The organism is Acinetobacter sp. SWBY1 (genome assembly GCF_002946595.1).
GTDB lineage: Bacteria > Pseudomonadota > Gammaproteobacteria > Pseudomonadales > Moraxellaceae > Acinetobacter > Acinetobacter towneri.
In genome coordinates, this window is record NZ_CP026616.1 from 1,448,763 (window position 1) to 1,461,965 (window position 13,203).

General features: G+C 40.5%; 10 protein-coding genes and 1 pseudogene. 6 read left to right on the forward strand and 5 right to left on the reverse strand.

Annotated features, from left to right (window positions below):
* Positions 1–6: 6 nt before the first annotated feature.
* Positions 7–1,452 (forward strand): protein adenylyltransferase SelO, encoded by a 1,446-nt coding sequence (locus C3Y93_RS06925; protein ID WP_104852485.1) that lies wholly within the window; start codon positions 7–9, stop codon positions 1,450–1,452.
* A 107-nt stretch (positions 1,453–1,559) separates the two neighbouring features.
* A pseudogene (locus C3Y93_RS06930) lies at positions 1,560–1,934 on the forward strand (MmcQ/YjbR family DNA-binding protein); the annotation flags it as partial.
* Positions 1,935–2,023: 89 nt separating this feature from the next.
* On the opposite strand, the gene C3Y93_RS14435 reads toward C3Y93_RS06930, so the two are convergent.
* The 4 genes from C3Y93_RS14435 to baeS all read right to left on the reverse strand — a co-directional run bounded on the left by C3Y93_RS14435 (position 2,024) and on the right by baeS (position 7,034).
* Positions 2,024–3,094: a hypothetical protein gene (locus C3Y93_RS14435; protein ID WP_228153791.1), complete on the reverse strand. Its 1,071-nt coding sequence runs from the start codon at positions 3,092–3,094 to the stop codon at positions 2,024–2,026.
* Between the two features lie 81 nt (positions 3,095–3,175).
* Complete coding sequence (locus C3Y93_RS06940; protein WP_158660392.1) at positions 3,176–4,588, reverse strand: hypothetical protein; 1,413 nt, start codon at positions 4,586–4,588, stop codon at positions 3,176–3,178.
* Positions 4,589–4,671: 83 nt separating this feature from the next.
* A complete protein-coding gene (locus tag C3Y93_RS06945; RefSeq protein ID WP_104852488.1) occupies positions 4,672–5,358 on the reverse strand; it encodes a response regulator in 687 nt (228 codons plus the stop codon).
* 20 nt (positions 5,359–5,378) lie between these two features.
* Positions 5,379–7,034 carry a sensor histidine kinase efflux regulator BaeS gene (gene baeS, locus C3Y93_RS06950; RefSeq protein WP_104853257.1) on the reverse strand — a complete coding sequence of 552 codons (1,656 nt, stop codon included), beginning with the start codon at positions 7,032–7,034 and terminating at the stop codon, positions 5,379–5,381.
* 138 nt (positions 7,035–7,172) lie between these two features.
* On the opposite strand from baeS, the gene C3Y93_RS06955 reads away from it, so the two are divergent.
* The 4 genes from C3Y93_RS06955 (at position 7,173) to C3Y93_RS06970 (ending at position 12,551) form a co-directional block, all read left to right on the forward strand.
* Positions 7,173–7,790 (forward strand): hypothetical protein, encoded by a 618-nt coding sequence (locus C3Y93_RS06955; protein WP_104852489.1) that lies wholly within the window; start codon positions 7,173–7,175, stop codon positions 7,788–7,790.
* 309 nt (positions 7,791–8,099) lie between these two features.
* On the forward strand, positions 8,100–9,902 hold the full coding sequence (locus C3Y93_RS06960) for an acyl-CoA dehydrogenase C-terminal domain-containing protein (RefSeq protein WP_104853258.1): 1,803 nt from the start codon (positions 8,100–8,102) through the stop codon (positions 9,900–9,902).
* A 219-nt stretch (positions 9,903–10,121) separates the two neighbouring features.
* Positions 10,122–11,903 carry an acyl-CoA dehydrogenase C-terminal domain-containing protein gene (locus tag C3Y93_RS06965; RefSeq protein WP_104852490.1) on the forward strand — a complete coding sequence of 594 codons (1,782 nt, stop codon included), beginning with the start codon at positions 10,122–10,124 and terminating at the stop codon, positions 11,901–11,903.
* A gap of 138 nt (positions 11,904–12,041) precedes the next feature.
* A complete protein-coding gene (locus C3Y93_RS06970) occupies positions 12,042–12,551 on the forward strand; it encodes a phosphate-starvation-inducible protein PsiE (protein WP_004975036.1) in 510 nt (169 codons plus the stop codon).
* A gap of 78 nt (positions 12,552–12,629) precedes the next feature.
* Here the strand turns inward: C3Y93_RS06970 and C3Y93_RS06975 are convergent, their stop codons facing one another.
* Positions 12,630–13,100, reverse strand: coding sequence for an RcnB family protein (locus C3Y93_RS06975; RefSeq protein ID WP_004975035.1), 471 nt, complete (start codon positions 13,098–13,100; stop codon positions 12,630–12,632).
* Positions 13,101–13,203 lie beyond the last annotated feature (103 nt).

The window sequence follows — 13,203 nt, forward strand, 5'->3', positions numbered from 1 at the left end:
ATCATCATGCAATTTAATCCACGTTATCCGACCCTGCCCGCCCGTCTTTATCACATGCAGCAGCCTTTACCTTTAAAAGGTGCAAAAGCAGGACACTTTAATGCTGCATTGGCAAAAGAACTGCAATGGACAGCAGAGGAACAACAACAATGGGTTGAAATTTGCAGCGGACAAACCACGTTTAAAGAATTTCCTGCTTTGGCAATGGTCTATGCGGGACATCAATTTGGTCAGTGGGCAGGTCAATTGGGCGATGGACGCGGTTTACTTATTGCGCAAGTTTTGGACACACAACAACGTACAATTGATCTTCATTTAAAAGGTGCGGGGGAAACGCCTTATTCACGTATGGGGGATGGACGTGCCGTGTTACGTTCAGTGATTCGTGAATATTTGGCAGGTCATGCTTTAAATGCGCTGGGTGTGCCATCAAGCAATGCTGTTGGATTTACCTCATCCACTCAAGGTGTACAACGTGAAAAATTAGAACTTGGCGCAATGCTATTACGCACATCAGACTGTCATATTCGCTTGGGACATTTTGAATGGATCAATCATTATCAACCTGAATTACTGTCTGAATTTGTGCAAAAGTGTATTGAATGGCACTACCCAGAATGCTTGGCAACCGAACAGCCGATACTCGCTTTTGCTACGAAAGTCATTCAACGTACCGCTGTCATGATTGCAAAGTGGCAACTGGTCGGTTTTGCGCATGGCGTGATGAACACCGACAATTTAAATATCACAGGTTCAACACTCGATTTCGGTCCTTATGGCTTTATGGAGCGTTTTCGTCCCAATTGGATCAACAATCATTCGGACTATCAAGGACGTTATACCTACCAACAACAACCCAGCGTAGCACACTGGAATTTATGGGTCTGGTTAAATAATTTAATTCCACTTGAGCAAAACCCAGATCAGAAAGAACACTGGAAACAAGCACTGGCAGCATGTTTAGAGCATTTTGAACCGACTTTTTTAGAGCATTACAAACTTGGTTTATGTGAAAAAATGGGACTACCAAGTTTCCACAAAGACAGTTTTGACTGCGCTACCAACTTCTTACGCATTTTGCAAAGTGAGCAACTGGATTACACCCAAAGCTTTATCCGCCTACAAAATAAACAATACACAGAAATACTGGATGATTGTTTGGATCGTCGTCAGTGGGAAAGCTTTTTAGCGCAGTATTTACAGATTCGTGAACATCAGGATACCGATGCCTTAGATACTGCTATGCAACTAGTCAACCCTCATTATATTTTGCGCAATCACATGGCACAAAAGGCGATTGAGCACGCAGAACGTGATGATTTTTCAGAAGTTGAGCGTTTATTTAACTTGCTCAGCCAACCCTATATTCAGCAAACAGCATTGGAAAAACCTGAAGATTTAGCACCTTTACCAAGTGATGTGCCAGAAGTGATGGTGAGTTGTTCATCTTAATACCAACGCACTCGCCAAAGGACGTTTAAAATTCCAACAAAGTTATACACATTTTCTGTGGAAAAAGCTGTGGTTATCCACAGGATAAACTTTTTAGGAGAAAATAAGTGGCACAAACGCCGTCATCACTGCATCAAATTGCAGCAAGTGTTGCAGCACAATTGCCTGAGGTTAGCCTGAGCGAACCTTTTGGTGATGGCTGTTTGGTGCATAAATTTTTCGATAAAGTATTTATGCTGAGTCTGTATTTAAAAGGTCATGCCATCATCAATCTAAAAGTTCAACCTGAACATGGTGCCATGCTACGCGATTTTTATTCGTATATCCGTGCAGGTTGGCACATGAACAAACAGCACTGGATTTCAATTTTTGCAGATGACAATTTAGATGAGCAATTGGTGCAAGATTTGGTCTTAAACTCGTATGAATTGGTGGTCGCAAAATTAAGGAAAGTAGAAAAACAACGGGTTGGGCTAATTAAAGCATTTCATACGGTAATACCCCTAATATTCTTCTTTTGGAATCATTATATCTCACACCTATTTAAAGAAAAAAATATAATAAATAAGTTTTACCATTGATATTGTGCAAATAAATAGGCTTCCATTCTATGCGCTTGATTTGTGTTTAAATTATCCGTCAAATACTTCATTCCAATATTTTCATGCCTAAAAGAAACACCTAAGCTTTTGGTTTGTGGCTCAAAATGTAGACCTAATTGCAATGAGTCAGGTTGCCATAAAAAGTGCATTTGCCATAAACTTGTGAACGGGTTAGAAAAACTACTAACTCCTAATTGGATTTCTGAATGAATATTGTAAAGTAATTCGGTCGAAATTTTATATGGAATTTTTTGCTTATAACTCTTATCTGTAGCTACTGTGCCGGTTAAATTAATTCGAGGTCGAGAGTTTTGATCAAATGTTGCTTGGTATTGGCTATAGGGAGCTTCATCCCAATACATATAGCTAAAAATATCCTCCAATTGGAATTTCAAGTACCATTTTTCTAACCACTCCCCTTGTAAAGTAAGATCTAAAGCATAACCATAACCTTCTTTTGCTCTAAAATCTCCAAGACCTAACTCATCCTCTTTTAATGCTGGCTGGTCATAATAATAATTAAGTTGTCCATTCAACCATTGCACACGGTCTGCTAAACGAGGCATTAAATTAGTTTCACCAAAAGCATTAAATTGACCGTCTACAAAATGTCGACCATATAATGCACTTACACCGGCTGTAAGTATCAAATTTGATTGGGGCACCCAGTCATATGCTATACGTGCGCCAATACGCTCTAAATGTTGTGCATGTAGTGTTAATTCATACATACTCTCTGCATCTAAAGGCAAATCATTTTCAATTTGGTAATAAAGCTTTGCCATATCTGGACTAAATTTTAAAATGTAATCATAACGCCACAACCAACCTAAATTCCATTGATCTTGTTGCACAGAAAGCTGCATCAAACCATGAGCAAAGGCGTACTTGCCACTTTTAAAATCAGGATCTTGCCAATCATCTAAAAAAGCATCAATAGCAATAGGCTCACTATATAATGACGCATCCGCTCGATATTCCACGCTCGCAGCATAGGTAAAAACTGAAAAAAAACATAGAATTAAAAATAGATATTTCATAAAAAATAAAATGGTTTCTTAATTTCAGAAAAATCTATTTGTATAGACATCACTGTATCAAGAAACCATTTCCTTATAATATTAAGGAGCTATAACAAGAATCTGATTATCAACAAATGAAGCGATATAGTTTCCTGTTGAGTTTTTTGTCACCTTACCTTGAGATTTTCCATTTACCATAATATCTGCCTGAGTAAATGTATCAATATTTTCAATAGTGACCGAAGCACCTATTTTATTTTTAATAACAGCAGATAAAAATGGTTCAGCATTCAACTGTTGTGCTACTAGATTAATATCTAGTACAGACTTATCTACGGCAACTTCAATATTCGCTGTTCCCTTAGTGAGTTCTGAACGCTTTGCATTTACACTTAACACAAATGGTTTTGTCGTAGCTTGAGCACCTTTTAAATTACCAGCTAATTTAAGATATACGCTTGCATCCATAAAATTATCTGGTGTTTCTACAAGAATATTATAAACTTTATTAAAATCATTATTTAAGTTTAACTTTGCATCTAGTTGAAGCAATTCATCATTGAGATCAAGACTACCTTTTAAAATAATTTCTGCAGGTATTAACTGATCATAACTAGCTACGCCATCAGTCAACTTTGCAACTTTAGCTTGAGCTGAAAACTCAGTCAAAATAGCAGTTAATCCTTCACTTTCAAACTGTACATTTAAAAACTTTAATTGAGCATTTTGTGGTAATTCTTCTGCAGCTCGCTCATCCATTTTCATTGCATCCGCATACGTTACTGCAATTGCACTGGTGTTACTAAAACTTAATTTTGCTTTTTTATTATTAGCTAAGTTTTGTACTTCTAAAATACTGTTAGCACCAATTGTCGCATTTAAAGTAGTATTTACCTGATCTAAAACAGGTTCCTCAACTGTAAAATTACCTACAGTAATAGCCATTTCATCACCATAAATAGCATATTCTGGATTTGAAAACCAACCATCAGGCCAATTATCTTGTTGAGCTTTATCAAAATCAAAATTCTGAAAAGTTTCAGCTTTTAATGTACCCGATACTTGTACACTATTTGCACTCGTTACCACCTGCAACGTATTATTTTTTATGTTGTACTCTTGAGTAAAACCACCTAATGCTAATAATTTTTCTAAATCTTTGGCTGTATATGTTTTATTACTCCCACCCGCATCTGCCTGTGCCAAACGTACTAATGTAATAACAATATCCGCAGCGTCAATCAAATCACTTGTTGTACCATTAATCGCCTGTATTGGTTGTTGATAACGTTCACTAATATCAGCAAAGCCATCATAATACGCAACAATATTATTTACCGTCTGAATCAACTCTTTTGCATTAGACAAATCATTGGCTGGTTGTTGAATGACACTACCATCTGCAGGATTTTTGGGTGAAGTGTCACTTCCACCACCACCACCACCACCACCACCACCACCACAAGCTGTCAAAATTAAGGCACAAGACACAGTTAAAATCGTTTTTTTCATCATGAGTTTCCCTCTAAAATAATTGTTATAAAAAAACGGTTGAAAAATATCACTTTTTCAACCGCTTAACAATATATTCTAAATCACTCTTCAGGATATTCAAAACGATAACCTACACCATACACCGCTTGAATCCACTCATGTCGATTACCTGTTTCGGCAGCGTCAGAAATTTTACGGCGCAAGTTTTTAATGTGGCTATCGATCACCCGATCTGCCACTTCAAAACTGTCAGGGTTAATATGATCTAACAATTGCGCACGTGAATACACCTGCCCAACATGCTCTAAAAACAATTCCAATAAACGGAATTCGGTTGGGGTCAAATTCAAGGTTTTTTGCTGATACCAAATACGCTGCTGCGCTTTATCCATACGGAACAAAGACTGATCTTCGGGCTCAGCCTTACGTTCCAAACGGCGCAACACCGCTTGCACACGTGCCACCAATTCTTTCGGACTAAAAGGCTTACACACATAGTCATCTGCGCCCATGTTTAGACCCAGCACCCGATCAATTTCTTCAGTACGTGCCGTGACCATAATAATAGGTACATCGGACTGTTCACGCACTTTGCGGCAAATGGTCAAACCATCCATACGCGGTACCATTAAATCTAAAATCATCAGGCTCGGTTTACGCTGCAAAAAGCTGTCATAAGCTTCTTGCCCATCATGAAACATACTGACTTCAAAACCAGCAGCTTCTAAATAATCTCGCACCAATTGGGCAAGTTCAATTTCATCTTCAACCAGCAAGATATGTTTCATGCACGATTCCTTAAAGTCCTTCAAGATTTGATTGTTTTAGGAAAGCTTAATTTGCAACGTAAACCACCCAATGGTGAATGTGCAAAACTTAACTCTCCGCCCAATGCTTTGGCAATTTTGACCGATAAAGCCAGACCTAAACCTGTCCCACCTGTGGCGCGTGTACGTGAATCATCGGCACGATAAAAACGCTCACCCAAACGTGCCAATTGTTCATCACTTAAACCAAACGGACTGTCATCTACATACACTGTCCATTCTGTTGCACTTTGACGGGTGTGAATATGCACCTGCCCACCCGCTTCGGTATAACGAATACTATTACTGAGCAAGTTGAGCATAATTTGCTTAAAACGGTCTATATCCAATTGTAATTGCGTGCCTTCACCCGACACGATCACGTCCAACTGCGCTTGTTCAAATTTCGGCTTAAAGCTTTCAATTTCCTGCTCAATCACTTGCCATGGATCAATAATCGAAAAATAGCATTTCAGCTGCATGGCTTCGGCTTGCGCCAAGTCCGATAAATCCTGTGTGAGTTTTTTCAGATTATTGACCTGATGCATCATCGCAGCCAAATGCTCTGGTGTGGCTTTGCGGATACCATCTTGCATGGCTTCAATTTGTGCCTGCAACACCGCCAATGGCGTTTTTAACTCATGCGAAGTATCTGCCACCCACTGACGACGTGAAGTTTCATGTTGATCTAAAATCACCGCCAAATGATTCAATTCGGTAGATAAATCCCCCAACTCATCATTACGATTGACCTTGACCTGATGCTGATAATGGCCTTTGGTTAATTCACGTGTGCCATTTAATAAGCGCTGAATTGGCTTTTTAAAATAGGTCGCTAACAATAAGGCAGCAATCAAACTGGCCAAAATACTTAAGGCATAAACCAATAATAAATAACGGGTTTGCTTACTAAAAAAGTTAATACTTAAAGCATCTTCCTGATCTAACACAGGTTTTAAGCCTAAATAGCCCACGACTTTTTCATTGACCATAATTGGACGATAAGAAATTTGAGTTTCAGCAGGCTCTCCTACCACAAATTGCCGCTGTGCATCATATAAAGATAAGCGCGAACTCAAACCCAAGCGGTCAGGCATCGAAATAAATTGTTTTTTCCCTGAAGATTCTGTCGTGTTGTTTTGCCCTTCATTTTTACGATCTGAACGGAAAGCATTTTGATTGGCACTTAAAGGAAAGACCAAACCTTCAAATGGCTGAAACTGTGAAGGTAAATTCAGTTCTAACCAGCGAAGTTCTGCGGCATTGGCTTGTCGTTTAGCTAGATCAGGCTCGACCACACTTGGGTTTACATTGGCGAGGGTGTGTTCCTGAAAATAACGCTGCTGCAAGGCAATGTCATACTGACGGCGCAACCACCACCGCGATAAACGGTCATAATCATCGGGCGCAGCTTCACCTTCAATTTGGAGAATTTGCGCCTGAATGGCATTGCCCCAATCGTGATATACCGCATAGACTTCTGCCAAGTTTTGAGTGAGCAAGTCCAGCTTTTGCATTTCGACATCGGCCACATATTTGCTGAAGTTTCGCTGCATATTGACATGCAATACCCCCAAGCTGACCGTGGTAATCAGCAAGGTCGTCAGCAGCACTGTTAAGAACAGGCGTAATGCGATGGGTATACGGCGAATTTTCAAAAGCGCAATCTCAGCTTTTTTGTCGATTTTGAGCATTGTAACCAACAGTGCTAGAAAAAACTCTCCATTGTTTCTACATCTTTATTATTTAATCTTTAATCATCCAAAATCACATGCTCTTGTATGGGGGAATTTAGAATGAATAAGATGACAAAAATTGCTTTAGCCACTGCCAGCGTTTTATCTGTAGGTGCGTTGACTGCCTGTCAATCCACCCAAGCACCAAAAGATATGAAGCAGTCGCAATATATGCATGGTCATTATCAGAAAGACCGTCACATGACGCCTGAACAACGCAAACAATTTGAAAAAATGCGTACTGAACGTAAACAAGTCATGCAAGACATAAAAAAAGCCTGCGATGGCAAAGCGGTGGGTTCAGCAGTCCAAGTCAAAGCAGGTGAGCAAACACTACAAGGCACATGTGCGATTACATTTAAACCGAACCGTGATAAAATGAAACGTGGTGAACATCACCCAATGCGTGCCGATAAAGCCGATCGTAGTGAATTCCGTGGCATGCATATGCAACGTGGCGAACCACTAACCGATGCGAAACGTGCTGAGTTAACCCAGCAATACGATCAACGTTTAGCTGAACGTCAAGCGCGTGAACAAGCTGCGACCAAAGCCTGCCAAGGTCAAACCCATGGTAAAGCCGTGCAGCTAAAAGTCGGCACACAAACAATAGATGGCAAATGTATCGTTCACTTCCAGCCTAACGCACCTGTTTCAGCACCGGATAAGGCTGCTTAAGCCACTCTAAAAAGCATAAATAGATAAAAAAGGCGCAAATTGCGCCTTTTTTATTGGACATATCTCTTTACGGTTTTGACTATTTGTATCATTTCAAATTCAGCAAAACTATTTACACTCAAGCAGTTTAGCCATTTCAAGGTAAAAATCTTTGACTTTACAGTCACCAAGAAATGCTATGCAGATGCTTGTACCGAATTAGAAGATGTTGCACGATTACAACCATTGCAACACGGCATGTCTAATAAGGCATGCGATGAAATCCATTTAAAATATAACGCTGGTCAAACCAGTATTGAGGAAACCGATATGCCACAATACAAAGCGCCTTTACGTGATATGCAATTTGTTTTGCATGAATTATTAAATGCCGAAGATCACTATTCAAAATTACCTGCATTCCAAGAAAACGTAAGCCGTGAATTGGTTGACCAATATTTGGAAGCTGCAGCAGATTTCTGTGAAAATGAACTTTCTCCAATCAACCAAAGCGGTGACCGTGAAGGTTGTACTTGGAACGACGGTGTTGTTACTACGCCTACAGGCTTTAAAGAAGCGTATCAAAAATATATCGAACTTGGCTTCCCGTCTCTTTCTGCTGAAGAGCAATATGGCGGTCAAGGTCTACCTGTTTCTTTAGGAAACGTGATTTCAGAAATGGTAGGTACAGCAAACTGGGCATGGGGCATGTACCCAGGTCTTTCTCATGGTGCTGTACGTACTTTAGAACATCACGGTTCAGATGAACAAAAAGCAACCTATCTGCCAAAGCTTGTTTCAGGTGAGTGGACGGGTACCATGTGTTTAACCGAATCTCATGCAGGTTCTGACTTGGGTATTATCCGTACTAAAGCTGAACCACAAGCAGACGGTAGCTATGCAATCTCTGGCGAGAAAATCTTTATCTCTGCTGGTGAACATGACATGGCAGAGAATATCGTGCACATCGTATTGGCACGTTTACCAGGCGCACCTAAAGGTACTAAGGGTATTTCTTTATTTATCGTACCAAAGTTCAATGTAAATGCAGATGGCTCTTTAGGGGAGCGTAACGCAGTTCGTTGTGGTTCAATCGAACACAAAATGGGGATTCATGGTAACGCAACTTGCGTCATCAACTTTGATAATGCGAAAGGTTTCTTGATTGGCCCTGAAAACCGTGGTCTAAACTGCATGTTCACGTTCATGAACACTGCACGTATCGGTACAGCGGTACAAGGTCTTGCAGCATCTGAAGGTTCTTTCCAAGGTGCGTTGACTTATGCCAAAGACCGTTTAGCAATGCGCTCACTTTCTGGTCCGAAAGCTCCTGAAAAAGAAGCAGATCCAATCATTGTGCATCCTGCGGTACGTAACATGCTGTTGACGCAGAAAGCATTTGCAGAAGGTGGTCGCGCACTAGTGTATCTGTTGTCTCTACACGCAGATATCGTTGAACAAGGTGCAACTGAAGAAGAACGTAAGTTCTCTGACAACATCTTGTCTTTATTGACGCCAATTGCAAAAGCATTCTTAACTGAAACTGGTTACGAATCTGCAAATCATGGTGTGCAAGTCTTCGGTGGCCATGGCTTTATTTCTGAGCACGGCATGGAGCAAATCGTACGTGATACACGTATTGCTTGCTTATACGAAGGTACAACTGAAATTCAAGCAATCGATTTGTTAGGTCGTAAAGTTTTGGGTACACAAGGTGCAATGTTGAAAGACTTCACCAAAATCATCCATAAATTTGCAGAAGCCAACAAAGACAACGCAGCAATGCAAGAATTTGTTGAACCGCTCGCAGCGCTCAATAAAGAATGGGGCGATTTGACCATGCAAATTGGTATGCGTGCAATGCAAAACCCTGAAGAAGTAGGTGCTGCAGCAGTAGACTACATGTACTTCTCTGGCTATGTAACGCTTGCTTACCTATGGGCTCGTATGGCATTGGTCGCACAAGAAGCACTTGCAGCGGGCACCACCGATGTAGACTTCTACAATGCTAAAGTGACGACTGCACGTTTCTACTTCAAGAAAATCTTGCCACGTGTTCGCTCACACGTAGACGTGATTGCAACAGGTGTAGAGCCACTATTTGCATTAGATGCTGAACACTTTGCTTTCTAAGCGAAAATTGAAACTCGCTAAATATTGAACATATTTAGCGAGATATTCAAAATGTTGTACTCTTGAGTACAGAAATTGAGAAAGGACGGTCATAGCATTGACAGTCCTTTTTCTTTATAAATAAAGCATTCTTTCGCTTTAGTGGTCCACAACATTCACAATTGTAGATTACACTGAACTCAACGAATCAAGATTCAAACAATAAACAGGTGAACTCACATGCCAATTTATAATGCCCCACTTGCCGATATGAAATTCATCTTAAATGATGTATTCAATGCAGAACAATTCTGGCAAAACAATGAAAACCTCGCTCACCTTGATGCTGCAACGGCTGAAGCAATTTTGGAAGAAATGGCAAAATTTGCCCAAAACGTGACGCTGCCGATTAACCGTAGCGGTGATGAAGAAGGCGCGACCTATAACAATGGCGAAGTCACTACCCCTGCTGGTTTTAAAGAAGCATTTAAACAATATGCCGAAGGCGGCTGGATTGGTTTAGGCGCAGATGAAGAATGGGGTGGTCAAGGCATGCCAAAAATGCTGACAGTATTGTCAGATGAAATGCTGTTTGCCACCAACCCATCATTCTTGTTGTATCCACTACTGTCTGTCGGTGCAGGCATGGCGTTAAGCAGTTATGCATCACAAGAACAGAAAGAAACCTATTTACCTAAAATCTACTCTGGCGAATGGTCAGGCACCATGTGCTTAACTGAACCGCATGCAGGTACAGATTTAGGGATTATTAAAACTAAAGCTGAACGCAACGAAGATGGTACTTATAACATTACAGGTACTAAGATCTTCATTACAGGTGGTGATCACGACCTCGCACAAAATATCATTCACTTAGTTTTAGCGAAAACACCTGATGCTCCTGCAGGTTCACGCGGTATTTCTTTATTCATCGTGCCAAAATTCTTGGTGAATGAAGATGGTTCATTGGGTGAACGCAACCCTGTAGCCCCAGGCTCAATCGAACACAAAATGGGCATTAAAGCCTCTGCAACATGTGTGATGAACTTTGATGGTGCCAAAGGCTACTTAGTGGGTAAAGAAAATGAAGGCTTGGCCGCAATGTTCGTGATGATGAACTATGAACGTTTATCAATGGGTATCCAAGGTCTTGGTGCTTCTGAATTTGCCTACCAAAATGCAGCTCAATATGCGACTGATCGTTTACAAGGTCGTAGTGCTTCTGGTGTTAAATCTCCAAGCAAACCTGCGGATAGCATTTTAGTTCATGGTGATGTTCGTCGCATGTTGCTCAATGCCCGTGCCAATAATGAAGCATCTCGTGCATTTGCAGTTTACGTGGGTCAGCAACTGGATATCACTAAGTTCTCAACAGACCCTGAAGCTGTAAAAGCAGCCAATGACCGTGTCGCGCTGTTAACACCAATTGCAAAAGCTTACCTCACAGATACTGCATTCCAAGCAACTTTAGATGCGCAAATGGTATTTGGTGGTCACGGTTATATTCGTGAATGGGGCATGGAACAATGTGTACGTGACTTACGTATTGCGCAAATCTATGAAGGCACCAACGGCGTACAATCACAAGACTTGATTGGTCGTAAAACCATTAAATGCAATGGCGAATTTATTGCAGAATACATTGCAGAAATCCGTGATTTCACCAATGGTTTAGATGCAGACCTCAACTTCATTAAAGATGCAACTTTGGATGCAGCGACCGAAGTCGAATCTGTGACCCTATACGTTTTAAATGCAGCCAAAGAAAATGTAGATTTCCCGAACGCAGCAGCGGTTGATTATTTACATGCGGTAGGTTTGCTCAGCTTCTCATATATGTTTGCGCGCATTGCCAATGCAGCCAAACAAAAAGAGGGTGAGTTCTATCAAAACAAATTGTCATTGGCACTGTACTTTGTACAACGTATTTTGCCAGAACTGGCTTTACGCATTACCAAAGTGAAAGCGGGTGCAGAAGTGGTAATGAACTTCAGTGAAGATTACTTCACCAACCAGTCTTAATTAATACAGTATCGCAAAAACGCCTGAATCATCAGGCGTTTTTTTATACTAAATTTTATATACCTATTCTAATTTGTGCATGAAATTTGCATCACCTTTGTTGAAGTCTGAATATCCATACTTAAACAGGAGGTGAAAATGGCAGTACGTCGTTCAAAAATAGATAAAAATATTCAAGCAGTTGAAAGCCTATTAGACAAATATGGCAATTGGGCTGTAGAAAGTTTTCATTATCTTGCGCTCTTTATCATTGGCTGTATGGTCATTTGGTCTGCTGGACATACGGTAATTGATATTTTCACCATCAAACAATATGCCACTATTGATGACATCTTATTGCTTTTTATCTATTTAGAACTAGGTGCAATGGTGGGTATTTATTTTAAAACCAATCACATGCCTGTGCGTTTTTTAATTTATATTGCCATTACCGCACTAACCCGTTTGCTAATTTCAGATATTCAACACGACCATAAAGCTGATCTCGACTTAGTGATTATTACTGGTTCAATTTTAATTTTAGCCGCTGCAATTTTAGTGGTGCGTTTTGCATCTTGGCATTACCCTTCCGTTATTAGAGACAAGCACAGTGAAAAGCCTTTAGCACAAGGCAAAACCCCTCGCCCAGAAGATGATGAATTGGCGTAAAAATCTAAAATAGGTCAAAAAAATGCTTCTAGATATTCAATATCTAGAAGCATTGATCTCTATGATTTCACTTTTTTCTCAACGATTTGCCACCAACACATAACGCCCATGTTCAAAAATCCAGTACATACCTCGTGGCGGAGCGGGTAAACCCAAGTGCTGCCAGTCGGTCACCACACGATAGGTCGAACTTTCAATATGTGCGCTACTTGGCTCACCATTTACCCAACTGTAACTTTGGTGGTTATATTGCACAGTACTTGGCGCATTGTATTGAATATTGATGCCACTACGAATCGTGGGCTGCCCCCACTGCGGCACAGGTCGTTGATGGTATGGATAATGTGGTGGATAGGAATAGGGTTGCTGTGAATGATAAGGTCGATGCTGCGGATAAGCAGGACGATGTTGTGGCGAATAAGGACGATGCTGATCACGCTGTGTATTGACGCCTGTATATCCTGCCCAGCGATTGGTTTCGGCCAAGCTCTGCATCGACACACCTAAAAATAGCATGCCACTCAATGCAGTTAAAATCGCCACTTTCATATCTAGCACTCCTATTTTCATATTTTTATTCTAAGCTCAAATTAAGGATAAACAATGAATAAAAAAACAGCAATTTTAAACTTTCGTCTCCGCAGATTTCACC

What these genes read in the sequence shown, in the direction of transcription:
- C3Y93_RS06960 (WP_104853258.1), top strand. Translation starts at nt 8,100, where the DNA reads ATGCCACAATACAAAGCGCCTTTACGTGATATGCAATTTGTTTTGCAT.
- C3Y93_RS06940 (WP_158660392.1), bottom strand. Translation starts at nt 4,588, where the DNA reads ATGAAAAAAACGATTTTAACTGTGTCTTGTGCCTTAATTTTGACAGCT.
- C3Y93_RS14435 (WP_228153791.1), bottom strand. Translation starts at nt 3,094, where the DNA reads ATGAAATATCTATTTTTAATTCTATGTTTTTTTTCAGTTTTTACCTAT.
- C3Y93_RS06925 (WP_104852485.1), top strand. Translation starts at nt 7, where the DNA reads ATGCAATTTAATCCACGTTATCCGACCCTGCCCGCCCGTCTTTATCAC.
- C3Y93_RS06970 (WP_004975036.1), top strand. Translation starts at nt 12,042, where the DNA reads ATGGCAGTACGTCGTTCAAAAATAGATAAAAATATTCAAGCAGTTGAA.
- C3Y93_RS06955 (WP_104852489.1), top strand. Translation starts at nt 7,173, where the DNA reads ATGAATAAGATGACAAAAATTGCTTTAGCCACTGCCAGCGTTTTATCT.
- C3Y93_RS06945 (WP_104852488.1), bottom strand. Translation starts at nt 5,358, where the DNA reads ATGAAACATATCTTGCTGGTTGAAGATGAAATTGAACTTGCCCAATTG.
- C3Y93_RS06965 (WP_104852490.1), top strand. Translation starts at nt 10,122, where the DNA reads ATGCCAATTTATAATGCCCCACTTGCCGATATGAAATTCATCTTAAAT.
- C3Y93_RS06975 (WP_004975035.1), bottom strand. Translation starts at nt 13,100, where the DNA reads ATGAAAGTGGCGATTTTAACTGCATTGAGTGGCATGCTATTTTTAGGT.